This window comes from Neisseria sp. P0001.S005 (assembly GCF_051963715.1).
The window spans coordinates 1-16,325 of sequence record NZ_JBQCTZ010000012.1 but is presented as its reverse complement, the minus strand read 5'-3'; the positions used below and the strand labels follow the sequence as shown (position 1 = coordinate 16,325).

Below are 16,325 nucleotides of genomic sequence, written 5' to 3'. Positions count from 1 at the left end.
TTGAGTTATTTACGACACCTTGTTGCAGATATCTTTCAAGCGATACAAGGCATCCAAGGCTTCGCGCGGCGTGAGGTTGTCTGGCTGGATTTGCGCCAAAGCTTCAGTCAATTCATTGGTCTGCAAATGATCAACAGGCTCAACTTCTTGTTCTTTCCCTTCCTCATCTGCCCCATTCTCAGACGGCATGGCGCTGAAAATATCCAGCTGCGGACGGTTGGCGGCGGCTTGGGCTTCGAGTTCGTCCAGATGTTTTTGGGCGGCTTTGAGGGCGCGGTTGGGCAGGCCGGCGAGTTTGGCGACGGCGATGCCGTAGCTTTTGCTGGCGGGGCCGGGTTCGATGTGGTGGAGGAAGACGATGTCTTGTCCTTGCTCAAGCGCGGAGAGGTGCATGTTGACTGCTGTTGCGTGGGCTTCGGGCAGTTTGGTCAACTCGAAATAGTGGGTGGCGAAGAGGCTGAAGGATTTGTTTTTTTGCAGCAAATGTTCGGCAATGGCTTGGGCAAGGGCGAGGCCGTCAAAAGTCGAAGTGCCGCGACCGACTTCGTCCATGAGGACGAGGGATTGCTCGGTGGCGTGGTGGAGGATGTAGGCGGTTTCGCTCATTTCGACCATGAAGGTCGAACGATTGGAAGCTAAATCGTCCGATGCGCCGATACGGGTAAAGATTTGGTCGACGGGGCCGATTTGGGCTGAATCGGCAGGCACGAAGCTGCCGGTGTGCGCCATGAGGACAATATGGGCGACTTGGCGCATGTAGGTGGATTTGCCGCCCATGTTGGGACCGGTTAAAAGCATAAGGCGGTGTTTGTGGTCGAGGCGGGTGTGGTTAGCGGTGAAGTGGCGCACTTGCTGCTCGACGACGGGATGACGGCCGTTTTCGATATGGATGACGGGGTAGTCGGCGAACTCGGGGCAGACGAAGCCGCGTTCGGCGGCGGTGGCGGCGAAGGTGGAGAGTACGTCGAGGGCGGCGGCGGCTTTGGCGGCTTTTTGAAGCTGTGGCAAGGCCGTCTGAACTTCTTTCAGCAGGGCTTCAAACAGGCGTTTTTCCAATGCCAATGCCTGCTCTTGCGCGGTCAGGACTTTGTCTTCGAAGGTTTTGAGTTCGGGGGTGATGAAGCGTTCGGCGTTTTTCAGGGTCTGGCGGCGTTGGTAGTCGGTGGGCGCTTGTTCAGCTTGGACTTTGGATAGCTCGATGTAGAAGCCGTGGACGCGGTTGAACTCGACTTTGAGGGTGGAGAGGCCGGTGCGTTCGCGTTCGCGCGCTTCGAGGTCGAGCAGGAATTCGTCGCCGTGGTTTTGGATGTGGCGCAGTTCATCGAGTTCTGCGCAATAGCCTTGGTTGATGACGCCGCCGTCTTTGAGCCAGACGGCAGGTTCGGGCATCACGGCGGCTTTGAGGGTTTCGGCAACGGGCAGGGTTTCGGGGAAAACAGCTTTGAGGGTTTCTAAGAGACTACTACCCTCGGCGGACAATTCGATTTCATTCAGGGAAAACAGGCTGTCGCGCAGGGCGGCGAGGTCGCGCGGACGGGCGTTGCCGACGGCGATGCGGGCGGCGATGCGTTCGATGTCCGCAATGTTTTTCAGACGGCCTTGCAGGGCTTCGTATTGTGAACCCAGCGCGGCAACGGCTTTTTGGCGAGCACGGATGTGGGCGCGGCTGCGTAAGGGGTGGTGCAGCCAGAGTGCCAAGAGGCGGCTGCCCATGTGGGTGGCGCAGCCGTCGAGTATGGAAAACAGGGTCGGCGATTTTTTGCCGGAGAGGGTTTGCGTGATTTCGAGATTGCGGCGCGTGGCGGCGTCCATGCCGATATATTGGCTGTCGGTTTCGAGCGAAATGCCGTCTAAGTGTTGCGGCATCAGGTTTTGCGTCAGGCGGATGTAGTTCAACAGCGCGCCCGCCGCGCCGACGGCGGCTTCGTGTTCCTTGCCGTCCAAACCGAAGCCGTGCAGGTCTTGGCAGCCGAAGTATTCGGTCAACAATTTCGCGCCGGCGTCGGCGGCAAACTGCCACGAGTTCAGGCGCGTGATGTTGGCAGAGGTCGTCTGAAACCCATTAGGCAGGCTTTTGCCTTCGGGCAACAGGATTTCCGCCGCCTGCAAACGCGCAAGCTCGTCGGCAAGTTTGTCCGCCGTCGTCAGCTTGGTTTTGAATTCGCCGCTTTGCAAAGAAGCCCACGCGATGGCGATGTGTTTTTTATCCGCGTTCACCGCCACAATGCGGTTGGTTTCCTTGTCTTCCAAAAACGCCGCGTCGGTCAGCGTGCCGGGCGTTACGATGCGCACGACTTTGCGCTCCACCGGCCCTTTGCCCGCGCCGACTTCGCCCACCTGCTCGCACACTGCCACGCTTTTGCCCATCTTCACCAGTCGCGCCAGATACTGCTCCGCCGCGTGAAACGGCACGCCCGCCATCTTAATCGGCACGCCGTCCATCTGCCCGCGCGTGGTCAGGGTAATGTCCAACAGCTTCGCCGCTTCCACCGCGTCATCCAAAAACAGCTCGTAAAAATCGCCCATGCGGTAAAACACCAGCTTATCGGGGTGTTGCGATTTGATGGCGAGATACTGCTGCATCATCGGGGAAACGGTGGGTTTGGACATGGAAAAGCCTTAGAAACGCAAAAGCGTTATTGTAACAAAAGGCCGTCTGAAAAACAGGTTTCAGACGGCCTTTAACAGTAGCTTGGTTTTAAGCCAAAGCCACTTCCAAATTATCAATCAGGCGCGTGGTACCCAAACGGGCGGCGGCAAGCACTACCAATTCTTTATCGCCAACATGAGCCACTGCCAAACTGTGTGCATGGCGGATTTCAACGTAATCAACCACCCAGCCAGCATCAGTCAAACGGCGGATACATTCGGCCTCAAGCTGGGCGTAATCCCGATTGCCGTTTTTCAGGGCGGCGGCAATGTTTTGCAACTCTTGATAGAGGCGTGGCGCTTCTGCGCGCTCTGCTTCGCTCAAATATTGGTTGCGGCTGGAAAGTGCCAGGCCGTCTGAAGCGCGGCCGGTGTCGACCGGGACGATTTCGATATTGAAATTCAAGTCTTCGACAAAGCCTTTGATAATCGCCAGCTGCTGATAGTCTTTTTTACCGAAACAGGCGGTATCGGGTTGAACAATGTTGAACAACTTAGTCACAACGGTCGCAACGCCGCGGAAATGGCCTGGGCGGAATTTGCCGCACAATTCGTTTTGCAGGTGCGGAGGCTCGACATTGAAACGCTGCTCCACATTCGGATACAGCTCTTTTTCATCAGGTGCAAACACGACGGCAACACCCTCGCCTGCCAATTTGTCGGCATCTTGTTGCAAAGTGCGCGGATATTTGTCGAAATCTTCGCCTTGTCCGAATTGCAGACGGTTGACAAAAATGCTGACCACAACGTTATCGGCACGTTTTTTTGCTTCGCGCACCAGCGCAAGATGGCCTTCGTGCAGATTGCCCATGGTCGGCACAAATGCCACTTTTCCGGCAGTTTTGCGCCACTCGCGCAATTCTTTAATCGTATGAATAATTTGCATGGTTTGAAAAATCCTTTATCTTTTCCGCTGTTTCATCAACGGAAATCACGCGCCGATTATACGCTTTTATTCATTAAAAAGGCCGTCTGAAATAAGTTTCAGACGGCCTGGTTTTTATTTTATCCGGCAAACGTATGTTCGACAGAAGGGAACGTTTTTGCTTTGACTTCGTCCACATAGGCTTTGACCGCAGCTTGAACGCTGTCTTTACCCTGCATAAAGTTCTTCACGAATTTGGCGGTTTTACCGGGGAAAATGCCGAGCATATCGTGCATCACCAAAACCTGACCATCGCAATCCACGCCCGCGCCAATACCGATGGTCGGGCAAGAAACGGTCTCAGTCACTTTTTTCGCCAACTCTGCAGGAACACATTCCATCAATACGATTGCCGCACCTGCCGCATCATGCGCTTTAGCGTCGTTGAGCAACGCTTCCGCCTTGTCGCCGCGACCTTGAACTTTATAGCCGCCGAATGCAAACACGGATTGCGGGGTCAGGCCGATGTGGGCGCAAACAGGGATACCGCGCATTTGCAGAAATTCAGTGGTCTCCGCCATCCAGACGCCGCCTTCGAGTTTGATCATATGCGCGCCAGCCGCCATCAATTCGGCCGCCGCCGCAAATGCCTGCTCTTTGCTCTGCTGATACGCGCCAAACGGCAAGTCGCTGACAATCATGGCATTTTTAGTACCGCGAGCCACACATTCAGTGTGGTAGCACATATCCTGCAAGCTCACCGGCAAAGTGGACTGACGACCTTGCACCGCCATGCCCAAAGAATCGCCGACCAGCAATACATCTACGCCGGCATTGTCCATCAGTGCGGCAAAGCTGGATTCATAAGCGGTCAGCATGGCGATTTTCTCGCCCTCTGCTTTCATTTTTTGCAAAGTGTTTACGGTAATCATGGTGTTGTGTGTTCCGCCCGACGGGCAGCCCTTTGTTATAAATGGAAACGCGGTATTATAAGGTCTGCTTTTAAAATATCAAAGCATAAGCAAAAAGCCCGACTGCTTTCACAATCGGGCTTTTAATTGGTGCCGGCACCAAGAGTCGAACTCGGGACCCCCTGATTACAAGTCAGGTGCTCTACCAACTGAGCTATACCGGCTTACTGAAATGCCTTGCGGCACCATCAGTCTTTAACTGGTGCCGGCACCAAGAGTCGAACTCGGGACCCCCTGATTACAAGTCAGGTGCTCTACCAACTGAGCTATACCGGCAAGGAAGTCGGCATTATGCCGATAAGTTCCCATCTTGGCAAGCATTTTAAAACAAAGTTACTCACGAAATTATAAAAACCAATGATTTTAAAGAAAATTAAATACACGCCTTATCTTTCCATCCAACACGCTAAAAGGCCGTCTGAAAACCGCCCCAGCGCAAAACATCATTGTTTCTGTTAAAATAACGCCTTTTACATCTTTCGTCTGCACCCATGCCACCCCGCCATCCTTACCGCCGCCTGCGCCCAGCCAAATCCCATCTGCCCGAAGTCGGCATTTCCGAAGAAGGCAATATTCGTTCCCTGCACTTGGGCAGCGACACCATTCAAAGCTCCATGAATGTCGATCATCCGTCCGAGCTGGTGTTGTCGTACAGCCGCGCCATGATGGGTTGGCTGCTGTTTGCAGAAACCCCGCCCAAACACATCACCCAAATCGGCTTGGGCGGCGGATCGTTTGCCCGTTGGATAGACAGCTATCTGCCCCACACCAAGCAAACCGCCGTGGACATCAATCCGCAAGTCATCGCCGTGGCACGCAGTCTGTTTGAATTGCCGCACGAAGGCGAAAATTTTGAAATTATCGAGGCGGATGGCGCGGAATATATTAAAGTGTTCCGCCACAATACCGATGTGATTTTGGTCGACGGTTTTGACGGCGAACAGATTATCGATGCTTTAGTGGAAGAGCCCTTCTTCCAAGACTGCCGCAACGCCCTCTCTCCAGACGGTGTATTTGTCACCAACTGGTGGAGCGGCGACCAGCGTTATCAACGCTTTGTCGAACGCCTGCTCAACGTCTTTGACGGCCGCGTGCTCGAGCTGCCTGCCGAAAGCCACGGCAACGTAGCAGTCATGGCATTCCAAAGCAGCCCCAAAGAGCAAAATCTCGACAACCTGAAAAAACGCGCCGAAAAATTAAGCGAAAAATACGGCTTGGACTTCAAACGAATGCTTGCTGATTTGAAAGCCAACAATCAAAACAACGGCAAGAATTTTTATCTGTAAACCGTTTCAGGCCGTCTGAAAATAAACAAGGACACACCCATGCTCAAACCCGACATCATTCAAATCCCCGGCCCGGCCGGTTTGCTAGAAACCATCTACCTGCCAAGCACACAAGAATCTGCCCGCGGCGTTGCCGTCATCAACCACCCCAATCCCCTGCAAGGCGGCACCAACACCAACAAAGTCATCCAAACCGCCGCCAAAGCCCTCAGCCAACTCGGTTTCCATTGCTACCTGCCCAATTTGCGCGGCGTAGGCAATAGCGAAGGCGAGCACGATTACGGCCGCGGCGAAACGCAAGACTGTATTGCCGTTATCGACTACGCCCGCGCACAACATCCAGACGCACCGCAATTCGCCCTGGCAGGTTTCTCATTCGGCGGCTACGTTTCCACCTTTGCCGCCCAAGAACGCACGCCTGATTTGCTGTTGCTGATGGGCGCAGCCGTCCATCACTACACCGACCGCCCGGAACCATCCGACGTTCCCGATGTCGCCAAAACATTGATGATTCATGGCGCGGAAGACGAAGTTGTCGAAATCAACAAAGCCCTGACATGGGCAGAACCACAAGGCCTGCCGGTTGTAACCATTGCCGGCTCGTCCCACTTCTTCCACGGCAAACTCATCGTTTTACGCGATACAATCACACGGTTTGCACCGGCTTTATTAGGCTAAAATCCGGCTACAAAATAAAACAAGGCCGTCTGAAAGCTTTTTCAGACGGCCTTGTTTGTATCTTAACATATCAATTCTGAGTCAACCAATACTGCAAACCAATCAAAGTTTTACCATCTTTGATTTCATCGTTTGCCAATGCAGCGCGTACTTCTTCCTTGCTCATCAAGACGGTTTCAGTAATTTCATCCTCATCATTGCTCAATTCACTACCCAAACGCACGCCTTGCGCTTGGTAGAGATACATTTTTTCATCGCAAAAACCGACTGCAGTATAAAAGGAGTACAACAGTTTGACACTGTCGGCGACATATGGCGTTTCTTCCGCCAACTCACGCAAAGCGCATTCGGCAGGATCTTCGTCCGCCACATCCAATTTACCCGCCGGCAATTCCAACGTCGCCTGATCGGCGGCATAACGCCATTGCCGTACCAAAACAACTTTTCCATCTTCCGTTTCCGCCAATACACACGCAGCACCCGGATGACGGATCACAACCCGTTGGCTTTCGTTGCCATTGGGCAGGCGAACCCGATCGCGGCTGATAGTAACAAAAGAACCTTCGTAGATTGGCTCGCTGCTTAATTTAGTTTCTTTCAAATCCATTTTTTACCTCATTTCCAAATTATTAAATATTAAAGGCCGTCTGAAATTTTACAGAAATAAACTCAGAGGATGACTTTTCTAATAGTTACCGCTGATGTCGTTGTTGCAAACGCTCCGTATGTGTTCGCAGCTTTTCACTATTTGCTTGGTAGTCACTTGAAGACAATACAGCAACTATTGCCTCTACCTCATGAGGAAGCAATAAGGCCGTCTGAAAATTCTTAATATAAGCCGCCGCCTGCCTAATACGGCAAACATTTGGTGGCATTTTCGATTTCAACTCACAATCACCTAAGAAAACTACCATTGAATGAAACTTCTCCTCAGGAAATTGCAATAGTTCTGACAATGCTTTGATATGAGCATAATTCTGACGCAACGGGTTTTGAAAATAATGTTTCTGTTTATAGATTATTTGCGTCCATTTAGATTGCTTTTCACTACCAAAAATCCAACCTGTGTAATTTTTAGTTTCTATCACAAATATCCCAAAGATTGAGACATAAATATGATCAATTTGTGTCGTACCATCTCGAGATGGAATAATTAAATCGTGAAACTCAAAATAAGTTTTCTCATCTAAATTTTTTCCAATTGCAGAACGAACTGCTATTTCCCCCAAGCTTCCCTTTATTTTAGGATTTTTCAGCAGTGCTTTTAATAAAAGCAAAGGAATAATGATCAGAAAAATCCAAAATATACCTGACATACTTCCCAATATTTGTTCAATCATGACGTTTTCTTTTTTATTTAAAACTAAAAATTTATATACTTATGGTTTATTCCCGAGTGCGTTCAATTTCAATACCGACCTGCGCAACATCGGGCAAGATACCCGGTTTCACAATACGTACGCGTACTTTGACCGCACCAAAATCATTTAAAATCAATTGGGCGATATGTTCCGCCAAAGTTTCCAGCAGTAAAAAATCCTGTTCGGCAAGGCTGCGGCGTACGACTTCGCATACTTCGCCATAATGAATGGTGTCACCGATATCGTCGCGCGTGCCGGTACGCTCAGGAACACTGATTTCTAAATCCAAAATCAAAGTCTGTTTACGCTCGCGTTCCCAATCATATACGCCGATTAAAGTATCGGCCTTCATGCCGTACAAAAAGATTTTATCCATTTGCCTGTCCGTTTTTTTGATAGAATTACCGTTCCCATTTTAAGTAAAGCACCCAAAATGTTCAATGTACTTGCCATTATTGCCGCCTATCTTATCGGCTCCCTGTCTTTTGCCGTCATCGTATCAAAATATTACGGCATGGACGATCCGCGCACTTACGGCTCGGGCAACCCCGGTGCCACCAACGTCTTGCGCAGCGGTAAGAAAAAAGCGGCCGCACTGACCCTGCTCGGCGATGCAGTAAAAGGCTTGGTTGCCGTCATCTTGGCGCGCTGCCTGCAAGATGCTTTAAATTTGTCTGATGCAACGATAGCCCTGGTCGCGATTGCCGCATTGTTCGGCCATATGTGGCCAATATTTTTCAATTTTAAAGGTGGCAAAGGCGTAGCCACCGCATTGGGCGTCTTGCTCGCCCTCTCCCCCGCAACCGCCCTGCTCTGCGCCTTGATTTGGCTGGTCATAGCGTTCGGTTTCAAAGTATCCTCCCTCGCCGCACTGGTCGCCACCGTCTGCGCCCCCATCTTCGCCTTCTTCATGATGCCACACGCCTCTTGGGCATGGGCAACCGTATTCATTGCTGCATTGGTGTTATACCGCCATAAAAGCAATATTCAAAACCTGATTCAAGGCAAAGAAAGCAAAATCGGAGATAAAGCCGGAAAATCTTAAAAACGTAGATACAATCAATCAAAGGCCGTCTGAAAGTATATTTTTCAGACGGCCTTTTGTAGTTTCACTCGTTTTATTCACGCGTAATCAGTCAATTTTAATATATTCCACCGACAGAATCTCTATAACCTCACGCCCTTCCGGAGTATTCAAGACAACTTCATCACCTTCGCGTGCTTTAATCAGGCTGCGCGCCAAAGGGGAAATCCATGAGATTTTGTTTTTAGCGGTATCGATTTCATCTATGCCGACAATTTTGACGGTTTGTTCACGACCATCTCCGCGCAATAAGCCAACGGTGGCGCTGAAAAAAACCTGGTCCGTGGCTTCGCGCGCTTCAGGGTCGACGACGACGGCGGCTTCCAAGCGTTTGGTTAGGAAGCGGATACGGCGGTCAATTTCGCGCATACGGCGTTTGCCATAAAGATAGTCGCCATTTTCGCTGCGGTCTCCATTGCTTGCCGCCCAGTTAACGATTTGGACGATTTCCGGGCGTTCTTTGTTGACCAGATGATACAGTTCGTCTTTCAATGCCTGCCAACCGGTAGGCGTGATGTAATTTTTGGTTTCGGTACTCATGATGTGTCTAAAACATAATTAAAGGCCGTCTGAACGTTAATTTTCAGACGGCCTTTATTGTAAGTCAATTTACTTTATTCTTCATCATCGCTATCGCTGATACTGATGCTGTGTTCCATTTTGCTTGGATGTACTTTCAAGCCGCCACAACCTGATTTTTCGGTAGAGAGGCGGTTCAGATATGCTTCATCGATATCGCCGGTTTGATAAACACCGTTAAAACATGAGGAATCAAAGGATTCAATTTTTGGATTGAGTGCTTTGACTACTGCTTCCAAGTCTTCTAAGTTTTGGAAGACGATGCCGTCCGCGCCAATTTCGGCTGCGATTTCTGCCGCGCTGCGGCCGTTTGCAATCAGTTCTTCACGAGTCGGCATATCGATGCCGTACACATTCGGATAGCGTACTTCAGGAGCGGCAGAAGCAATGTAAACTTTGCGTGCGCCTGCCGCGCGTACCATTTCGACGATTTCACGGCTGGTCGTACCGCGTACAATGGAATCATCCACCAATAAAACGCTTTTGCCGTTAAACTCGGTTTCCATCGGGCTGAGTTTTTGGCGTACTGATTTTTTGCGTGTTGCTTGGCCGGGCATAATAAAGGTGCGGCCGATGTAGCGGTTTTTAATCAGACCTTCGCGGTAAGGTTTTTCGAGATGAACGGCAAGCTCCATCGCGCTGGGTCGGCTGGTATCGGGAATCGGCATCACGACATCGATATCATCGACAGGCAGCTCGCGTTTGATTTTTTCTGCCAAAGATACGCCCATATCCATACGGGACTGATAAACGGAAACGCCATCGATGACGGAGTCTGGGCGGGCAAAATAAACATATTCAAAAAGACAAGGGCTTAATTTGGCTTTCTCGCTGCATTGACGGGAAATAATCGTGCCGTCAAAACCAATAAATACGGCTTCGCCCGGCTGGATATCGCGTTCCAAATCATAGGCAAGTGCATTAAAGGCAACGGATTCGGAGGCAACAGCATAAGATTTTTTGCCGGATTCGTCAATTTGCGAACCCAAAACCAACGGACGGATACCGAAAGGATCTCGGAAAGCCAGCATGCCGTATCCTGCAATCATGGCTACTACGCCGTATGCGCCGCGCACCAAACGGTGCACTTCGGAAACGGCGTTGAAAATATTGTCGATGGTAAGTTGATAAGGGGCTGTATTTTTAGAGACTTCGCGGCGTAATTCGTGCGCAAATACATTGAGTAGGACTTCAGAATCGGAGCTGGTATTAACGTGGCGCAGGTGTTTGTTGCATACGTTTTCATAGAGCTCTTCAGTATTGGTCAGATTACCATTGTGTGCCAAAACAATGCCAAATGGGGAGCTGACATAAAACGGCTGGGCTTCTGCGCTGCTGCCCGCATTGCCTGCAGTCGGATAGCGGACATGTGCAATGCCTGCATTACCGACCAAGTCGCGCATATTACGGGTACGGAACACTTCGCGCACCATGCCTTTGCCCTTGTGCATATGAAATATATTGCCTTCGGCAGTAACAATACCTGCTGCGTCCTGACCACGGTGTTGCAACATCTGCAAACCATCATACAACATCTGATTGACCGGCTCATGACTAACCAAACCTAATACACCACACATATCGTGCTTCTCCGAGTTTGAAGATTAAATGGGTAAGCCGCCATTATAAAATAATTTAGATGAGTTTGCTCAAATTGTTGACAATATGATGTCAAATTTACGCAAATAAAAGCGGATTCAGACGAACCATAGGCCGTCTGAATCCGTCAAACTCAATCATCCAATTCTTCAACTTCAGCTGCTTTACCAGAAAGATGGGGCATTGCGCTATCTTTTCCAGGCAGATAAGGCATCGCAGCATCGGCCAGTGATTCAAAATACGGAATCGTGTGTGAACTTTGCCACTCTTCCGTTTTCGGCAAATCAGTGTGTGAAAAAACCATCACTGCCAGTGTCACCAAAATCACACCTTTCACTGCACCAAATACACCGCCAAGCAAACGGTTAATGCTTCCTAAACCAACGGCAGACATCAAACTACTCAACAGCGACCGTGCCAGTTTTTGCAACAGCCACGCCAGAAAAAACACAGCGGCAAAACCCATGGCAACCGCCAAGGAATGCGGCTCAACCGATTTAAAGACCACATCGGCAAACGGCACGGCGAGCGTTCTGGCTGCAATAAACGATACCACCCAGGCCACCATCGCCCCTGCTTCGGCAATAATACCCCGTGTCAACGAGATAATGATGCAGATGACGATGACGGCAGCAGCCAACAAATCGGCAACAGGCAAATTACTCACTGGTCACCTGACCGGCAATGCCATGTACACGCAATTTATTTAAATCGCGCTCTGCATCGCGTGCATTTTTATAACTGGCTGATTTCACGCGATATACCTTACCTTTATCGGTCATCACTTCAGTAATGGTCGAATCGATACCTGCGGCTTTCATTTTACGTTGCAGGCTCTGCGCGCGTTCTTTTTCAGCATAACCAGCCTGAATAGCGGCTTTTTTAGCAGGCTTGGCTTCTGCTTTTTCTTTTTCAGCTTTAGGTTTGGCTTTTTCAGACGACTTCTCGGCAGTTTTTACCTTATCGGCCTTTTCTGCTTTGGCCGTTTCTGGTTTAGCCTTTTCATTTTTTGGTTTTTCAACTTTGGCTTCTGCTTTCTTAGCAAGTTCTGCCTTGTCTTTTACGCTGTCTTTACTGTCTTTGCTGTTTTTGGCAGATTTACGCTCGGCAATGGCTTTCTCTGCTTTTTCCAATTGTGCCAATTTATTGCGTTCGGCAGTAGCTTCACGCTCTGCTTTTTCAGCACGCGCTTGAAGTGCGCGTTTTTTAGCTGCCAATGCGCTTTCTTTCTCAGCAGCTTCCTGTTGGGCTTGTGTTTTACGGGCCGCAGCAGCACGTTGCTCAGCCTGACGTTGGCGGCGTTCTTCGGCTCGGCGCTCCGCAGCTTCACGTTTGGCAGCCTCAGCTCGTTGAATCCGTTCGGACTCTTCCAAACCTTTAATATTACCGTCATCCAAAGTATCGTTGATCAAAACCAACGGCTCGCCAACATCCTCGGGAGCAGATTCACGGTTTGGCTTCAATACTTCAACCGGTGCATTGTCTTCTTCGTCGCCTGCATTTTGCGGTTTATTTGGTGCTTCGGCATCCGCATGGCGGGCAGCCTCCTCAGCAGCAGCGACATCCTCTTTATTCGGCTCTAAAACAACAGCCTTGCTCGGCTCGTCAGCCGTTTTGACTTGGCTCTGACCGACAGGCGCTTCTTTAAACGGTGAATTTTTATCGTCGCCGGAAGTCAGCGCCAGACCGAACAGCATACCCGATGCCACTACCAAGCCGGAGGCCAAGACCAAGCGACGGCGGTTGCGACGTTTGAGTTGTTCGTAACCGTCTAAATCGTATCCGTTTGGAGTTTCTTTTTGTTTATTGTCGGACATGATAATTTCCTCGTTAGTGTTCTTTCAAAACAGCCATTACATCGGCAACAGTATGGAATGAGCCGAAAACAACGATTCTATCATTTTCGGTTGCTTTCGCCAAAGCAGCGCGGTAGGCTGCGGCGACGGTTTCAAAAACATTTACATTGTCGATGCCGTGTTCTGCCAATTTGGCCTGCAAAGCCTCCACAGTCATGCCGCGCGGTACATCTAAAGGCGCGATATTCCACTCGTCAAACTGGTCTTTAACGATTTCCAGCACGCCGTCAATATCTTTGTCAGACAACATACTAAATACGGCGGTACGTTTTTGGGCAAAGGCAAGGTTAATCAGGCTGCGACGCAAAGCACGGGCTGCGTGCGGATTGTGGCCGACATCCAAAACCACCAGCGGACGGCCGGGCAAAACTTGGAAACGTCCAGGATTCTCAACCAACAGCAAACCGCGTTTAATCGCGCCGATGTCAACGGGCAACTGATTATTCAGACACTCCAAAACAGTCAGTGCACACGCAGCATTGGACAACTGATACGCGCCGCGCAAAGCAGGAAACGGCAATGAATTGCGGTTACGGCTTTGGCCGTCTGAAGATTGCGGATGGAAGCGGTAGTTCCACTGTACGCTTTCCATTGACGCAAAATCAAAATCTCGCTGGACCATCAACAGTTTTGCGCCAATTTCTTCTGCGTGTTTGACCAATGATTCAGGCGCAGGATTCTGGCCGCACACGGCTGGTTTGCCGCTACGGAACACTCCGGCTTTTTCAAAACCGACCTGCTCGACGGTATCGCCCAAAAAGGCCTGATGGTCCAAATCCACGCTGGTGACAACCGAGCAGTCGCCATCGAATACATTCACGGCATCCAATCGTCCGCCCAAACCGACTTCCAAAATCATTACGTCCACATTTTCATGCATGAAAATATCGACGGCAGCCAAAGCATTAAACTCAAAATACGTCAGAGAAATTTCGCCGCGCGCCGCTTCGATACGCTCAAATGAGGAAACAATCAATTCATCTGAAACCGGCTGAGTGTTGATGGCGATTCGTTCGTTGTAACGCAGAAGATGCGGACTGGTCAACGTACCGACTTTAAAACCGGCTTCTTTATAAATATGCGACAAATAGGCGCATACAGAGCCTTTGCCATTTGTACCCGCCACCACGACGACAGGACATTGCGGCACCAAATTCATGCGTTTTTTCACTTCTCCCACGCGTTCCAAGCCCATATCGATAAGGCCGGAACTATGGGCAGTCTCCAAATGAGAAAGCCAGTCTTGTAATGTTTTCATTGTATTTATCGCTTCAAAAGGCCGTCTGAAACAGCCGTTTAATCCATATCTGCCGCAAGTTCTGCTTTGTCTTCTTTTTCCCGACACCAGCGTGCCCATACTTTCAGACGGCGGTAGGCATCGCGGTCGGCCATATCAGGCAAGATGCAGTGTTTAACCATTTTTCCGTCAACATTCCATTGCAAAAACAAAGCATAAACCGTCAACATACTGCTGTCTTGCAAAACCGCGCTTCTTCCCTCTTCCTCATCATTCAAGTAAACCGTCGCACGGTATTGGCGGTCGATGATGATTTTTCTGACCGCATTTTGAGTCTGAAAATTAACGCTGCGCCAAGCATAGGCAAAACTGCCGGCCAACGCCGCCAAACCCAGCCACGTCATCCAGCCGTAAAACTCGATAAGGCATAAGGCCAACGCCGAAAGGTGTAAGAAGACAATCAGAATTTTCAAAGAACGCGAAGGCTTTAAGGCCGTCTGAAAACTTCTCACGGCTTTACATCATATTGTCGAAAACAGGCGTAATGTTCAATTCCGCCTCTTCCATATCCAAAACCATATCGTGGATTTCGGTATCGAAAAATTCCCAAAAAGCCTTCAAACTCATGTCTTGCGGCCATTTGCTTTTATCGATGTCCCATCCTGCCAATTCGGCTTCAAAAATCTGCTGGTAGCGTTCGTCAAAATAAGAAATGACGGATTCGGGTTCGTCAAATTGCGGCACAAGGAATACGGAGCAGTTAGTGCGCAGTTGCTCGACGGTCAGGTCAGGCATATTTTCATCGGCGGATTTCAGCCATTCCAAAAAACGGGCGGTCGGCTTCAGCACAACAGCAGTACGGTCAACAAAATACATTATTTTCAACTTTCAAAATCATTCAAACCGATCATGCCGTCTGAAATTTCAGACGGCCCGAGTTTAATGTGTCATCACCTGTTGCAGGAATTGTTTGGCACGCTCGTGTTTCGGATTGGTAAAAAACTCTTCCGGCGTTTCATCTTCCAGAATCTGGCCTTTATCGACAAAAATCACACGGTCGGCGACTTCGCGCGCAAAACCCATCTCATGGGTTACACACATCATGGTCATGCCGCTTTCCGCCAAGTCTTTCATCACTTTCAATACTTCGCCGACCATTTCAGGGTCAAGCGCGGAAGTCGGCTCGTCAAACAACATCACGCGCGGCTCCATCGCCAAACCGCGTGCAATCGCGACACGCTGCTGTTGACCGCCAGAAAGCTGACCGGGCAGCGCGTCTTTTTTATGCGCCAAACCGACGCGTTCCAAAAGCTCCATCGCTTTCTTTTCCGCCTCTTCACGGCTTTGATTTTTCACTTTCATCGGAGAAAGAATAATATTTTCCAAGACAGTCAAATGCGGATACAGATTGAACCCTTGGAACACAAAGCCCACTTCTTCGCGCACTTTGTTCAAATCGGTTTTCGGATCGGCAACATTAATGCCGTCCACCCAAATCTCGCCGCTTTCAATGCGCTCGAGTTGGTTTACCGTACGAATCAGCGTCGATTTGCCACTGCCTGAAGGACCGCATACAACGACCACTTCGCCTTGTTTGACTTCCAGATTCACGCCGTTGATAACGTGCAAATCTTTAAAATGTTTGTGTACATTTTTGAATTTAATCATTATTTCTTTCCAAACTGCCAAAATTTTCGGGGCTTGAGTTGCGTTTGCCGCTGCCAAAGCAAAGGAATGGCCGTTTCCAGCCAAAAGCGGCAACTGACTATGCCGCAGGAGATTCCGCCTTGATTGTACCGATTGACTTTAAATTGCTCTTCCCTATCGAGACGATGCCCGGTCAATACCCAGACTGCGCCGATAATTGCCGCTTCAAAACGGTGCCGCTCAGGCGGCATATCCTTACAGGAAAAATACTGCGCCAACTCGCGCCACAAATATGAATCACCTAGAAACCTCCATTGAATAGGAGGTTGCTTAAAAATTGCCATCACTGTTTCAGACGGCCTTTTGAACCAGATAATTGCTCAATTCCACATATTTCTCTGCGGCAATGTGTTCTGCCCTGTCCTGCGGATTGATACCGACTGCCTGCAAGTCATCATCGCCGGCAAGTTCCTTCAAATTATTGCGTATGGTTTTGCGGCGTTGATGGAAAGC

Annotated in this window: 18 protein-coding genes, 2 tRNA genes and 1 pseudogene; 3 read left to right on the top strand and 18 right to left on the bottom strand. The window is 49.9% G+C overall.

Features of this window, described 5'->3' with window-relative positions; all coding sequences use genetic code 11:
• Positions 1 to 9 precede the first annotated feature (9 nt).
• The 5 genes from mutS to ACTHSP_RS03200 all read right to left on the bottom strand — a co-directional run bounded on the left by mutS (position 10) and on the right by ACTHSP_RS03200 (position 4,761).
• Complete coding sequence (mutS, locus tag ACTHSP_RS03220; RefSeq protein WP_440345625.1) at positions 10 to 2,610, bottom strand: DNA mismatch repair protein MutS; 2,601 nt, start codon at positions 2,608 to 2,610, stop codon at positions 10 to 12.
• Positions 2,611 to 2,698: 88 nt separating this feature from the next.
• Positions 2,699 to 3,535, bottom strand: a complete 837-nt coding sequence (gene panC, locus ACTHSP_RS03215; RefSeq protein WP_285069873.1) for a pantoate--beta-alanine ligase — start codon at positions 3,533 to 3,535, stop codon at positions 2,699 to 2,701.
• Positions 3,536 to 3,654: 119 nt separating this feature from the next.
• On the bottom strand, positions 3,655 to 4,446 hold the full coding sequence (gene panB, locus ACTHSP_RS03210; RefSeq protein WP_440345624.1) for a 3-methyl-2-oxobutanoate hydroxymethyltransferase: 792 nt from the start codon (positions 4,444 to 4,446) through the stop codon (positions 3,655 to 3,657).
• Positions 4,447 to 4,573: 127 nt separating this feature from the next.
• Positions 4,574 to 4,649: transfer RNA gene (locus tag ACTHSP_RS03205), tRNA-Thr, on the bottom strand.
• Between the two features lie 36 nt (positions 4,650 to 4,685).
• Positions 4,686 to 4,761: transfer RNA gene (locus ACTHSP_RS03200), tRNA-Thr, on the bottom strand.
• 215 nt (positions 4,762 to 4,976) lie between these two features.
• On the opposite strand from ACTHSP_RS03200, the gene ACTHSP_RS03195 reads away from it, so the two are divergent.
• The gene (locus ACTHSP_RS03195; RefSeq protein ID WP_070592056.1) at positions 4,977 to 5,771 is read left to right on the top strand and encodes a polyamine aminopropyltransferase; all 795 of its coding nucleotides are present in this window, start codon (positions 4,977 to 4,979) and stop codon (positions 5,769 to 5,771) included.
• A 39-nt stretch (positions 5,772 to 5,810) separates the two neighbouring features.
• Positions 5,811 to 6,449 (top strand): alpha/beta hydrolase, encoded by a 639-nt coding sequence (locus ACTHSP_RS03190; protein WP_107737581.1) that lies wholly within the window; start codon positions 5,811 to 5,813, stop codon positions 6,447 to 6,449.
• Between the two features lie 70 nt (positions 6,450 to 6,519).
• Here ACTHSP_RS03190 and ACTHSP_RS03185 read toward each other — a convergent pair whose 3' ends face one another.
• The 3 genes from ACTHSP_RS03185 to folB all read right to left on the bottom strand — a co-directional run bounded on the left by ACTHSP_RS03185 (position 6,520) and on the right by folB (position 8,186).
• Positions 6,520 to 7,056: an NUDIX hydrolase gene (locus ACTHSP_RS03185; protein WP_308881027.1), complete on the bottom strand. Its 537-nt coding sequence runs from the start codon at positions 7,054 to 7,056 to the stop codon at positions 6,520 to 6,522.
• An 85-nt stretch (positions 7,057 to 7,141) separates the two neighbouring features.
• Positions 7,142 to 7,789 carry a nuclease-related domain-containing protein gene (locus ACTHSP_RS03180; protein WP_314513268.1) on the bottom strand — a complete coding sequence of 216 codons (648 nt, stop codon included), beginning with the start codon at positions 7,787 to 7,789 and terminating at the stop codon, positions 7,142 to 7,144.
• A 46-nt stretch (positions 7,790 to 7,835) separates the two neighbouring features.
• Positions 7,836 to 8,186 (bottom strand): dihydroneopterin aldolase, encoded by a 351-nt coding sequence (gene folB, locus ACTHSP_RS03175; RefSeq protein ID WP_314513270.1) that lies wholly within the window; start codon positions 8,184 to 8,186, stop codon positions 7,836 to 7,838.
• A 57-nt stretch (positions 8,187 to 8,243) separates the two neighbouring features.
• Here folB and plsY point away from each other — a divergent pair, with 57 nt between their 5' ends.
• A complete protein-coding gene (gene plsY / locus ACTHSP_RS03170; RefSeq protein ID WP_314513272.1) occupies positions 8,244 to 8,855 on the top strand; it encodes a glycerol-3-phosphate 1-O-acyltransferase PlsY in 612 nt (203 codons plus the stop codon).
• 87 nt (positions 8,856 to 8,942) lie between these two features.
• Here the strand turns inward: plsY and greB are convergent, their stop codons facing one another.
• The 10 genes and pseudogenes from greB to ACTHSP_RS03120 form a co-directional block, all read right to left on the bottom strand.
• On the bottom strand, positions 8,943 to 9,434 hold the full coding sequence (gene greB, locus ACTHSP_RS03165; protein WP_314513274.1) for a transcription elongation factor GreB: 492 nt from the start codon (positions 9,432 to 9,434) through the stop codon (positions 8,943 to 8,945).
• Positions 9,435 to 9,508: 74 nt separating this feature from the next.
• Positions 9,509 to 11,053, bottom strand: a complete 1,545-nt coding sequence (gene purF / locus ACTHSP_RS03160) for an amidophosphoribosyltransferase (RefSeq protein ID WP_314513275.1) — start codon at positions 11,051 to 11,053, stop codon at positions 9,509 to 9,511.
• Between the two features lie 152 nt (positions 11,054 to 11,205).
• Positions 11,206 to 11,739 carry a CvpA family protein gene (locus ACTHSP_RS03155; protein ID WP_314459564.1) on the bottom strand — a complete coding sequence of 178 codons (534 nt, stop codon included), beginning with the start codon at positions 11,737 to 11,739 and terminating at the stop codon, positions 11,206 to 11,208.
• Positions 11,732 to 12,889, bottom strand: coding sequence for a cell division protein FtsN (gene ftsN / locus ACTHSP_RS03150; RefSeq protein ID WP_314513278.1), 1,158 nt, complete (start codon positions 12,887 to 12,889; stop codon positions 11,732 to 11,734). The genes ACTHSP_RS03155 and ftsN overlap by 8 nt, the downstream gene beginning before the upstream one ends.
• A gap of 13 nt (positions 12,890 to 12,902) precedes the next feature.
• The gene (gene folC / locus ACTHSP_RS03145; protein WP_314513280.1) at positions 12,903 to 14,186 is read right to left on the bottom strand and encodes a bifunctional tetrahydrofolate synthase/dihydrofolate synthase; all 1,284 of its coding nucleotides are present in this window, start codon (positions 14,184 to 14,186) and stop codon (positions 12,903 to 12,905) included.
• A gap of 38 nt (positions 14,187 to 14,224) precedes the next feature.
• Positions 14,225 to 14,677: a protein YgfX gene (locus ACTHSP_RS03140; RefSeq protein ID WP_314513282.1), complete on the bottom strand. Its 453-nt coding sequence runs from the start codon at positions 14,675 to 14,677 to the stop codon at positions 14,225 to 14,227.
• Positions 14,678 to 14,681: 4 nt separating this feature from the next.
• Positions 14,682 to 15,041 (bottom strand): hypothetical protein, encoded by a 360-nt coding sequence (locus ACTHSP_RS03135; RefSeq protein ID WP_003747228.1) that lies wholly within the window; start codon positions 15,039 to 15,041, stop codon positions 14,682 to 14,684.
• 63 nt (positions 15,042 to 15,104) lie between these two features.
• Positions 15,105 to 15,833, bottom strand: a complete 729-nt coding sequence (locus ACTHSP_RS03130) for an amino acid ABC transporter ATP-binding protein (protein ID WP_003747231.1) — start codon at positions 15,831 to 15,833, stop codon at positions 15,105 to 15,107.
• Positions 15,833 to 16,102, bottom strand: a complete 270-nt coding sequence (locus ACTHSP_RS03125) for a hypothetical protein (protein WP_440345623.1) — start codon at positions 16,100 to 16,102, stop codon at positions 15,833 to 15,835. The genes ACTHSP_RS03130 and ACTHSP_RS03125 overlap by 1 nt, the downstream gene beginning before the upstream one ends.
• Before the next feature lie 61 nt (positions 16,103 to 16,163).
• Positions 16,164 to 16,325: pseudogene (locus ACTHSP_RS03120) on the bottom strand (16S rRNA (adenine(1518)-N(6)/adenine(1519)-N(6))-dimethyltransferase); the annotation flags it as partial.

Coding starts and splice junctions, on each gene's coding strand:
- mutS (WP_440345625.1), bottom strand. CDS start 2,610: ATGTCCAAACCCACCGTTTCCCCGATGATGCAGCAGTATCTCGCCATC.
- panC (WP_285069873.1), bottom strand. CDS start 3,535: ATGCAAATTATTCATACGATTAAAGAATTGCGCGAGTGGCGCAAAACT.
- panB (WP_440345624.1), bottom strand. CDS start 4,446: ATGATTACCGTAAACACTTTGCAAAAAATGAAAGCAGAGGGCGAGAAA.
- ACTHSP_RS03195 (WP_070592056.1), top strand. CDS start 4,977: ATGCCACCCCGCCATCCTTACCGCCGCCTGCGCCCAGCCAAATCCCAT.
- ACTHSP_RS03190 (WP_107737581.1), top strand. CDS start 5,811: ATGCTCAAACCCGACATCATTCAAATCCCCGGCCCGGCCGGTTTGCTA.
- ACTHSP_RS03185 (WP_308881027.1), bottom strand. CDS start 7,056: ATGGATTTGAAAGAAACTAAATTAAGCAGCGAGCCAATCTACGAAGGT.
- ACTHSP_RS03180 (WP_314513268.1), bottom strand. CDS start 7,789: ATGATTGAACAAATATTGGGAAGTATGTCAGGTATATTTTGGATTTTT.
- folB (WP_314513270.1), bottom strand. CDS start 8,186: ATGGATAAAATCTTTTTGTACGGCATGAAGGCCGATACTTTAATCGGC.
- plsY (WP_314513272.1), top strand. CDS start 8,244: ATGTTCAATGTACTTGCCATTATTGCCGCCTATCTTATCGGCTCCCTG.
- greB (WP_314513274.1), bottom strand. CDS start 9,434: ATGAGTACCGAAACCAAAAATTACATCACGCCTACCGGTTGGCAGGCA.
- purF (WP_314513275.1), bottom strand. CDS start 11,053: ATGTGTGGTGTATTAGGTTTGGTTAGTCATGAGCCGGTCAATCAGATG.
- ftsN (WP_314513278.1), bottom strand. CDS start 12,889: ATGTCCGACAATAAACAAAAAGAAACTCCAAACGGATACGATTTAGAC.
- folC (WP_314513280.1), bottom strand. CDS start 14,186: ATGAAAACATTACAAGACTGGCTTTCTCATTTGGAGACTGCCCATAGT.
- ACTHSP_RS03135 (WP_003747228.1), bottom strand. CDS start 15,041: ATGTATTTTGTTGACCGTACTGCTGTTGTGCTGAAGCCGACCGCCCGT.
- ACTHSP_RS03130 (WP_003747231.1), bottom strand. CDS start 15,833: ATGATTAAATTCAAAAATGTACACAAACATTTTAAAGATTTGCACGTT.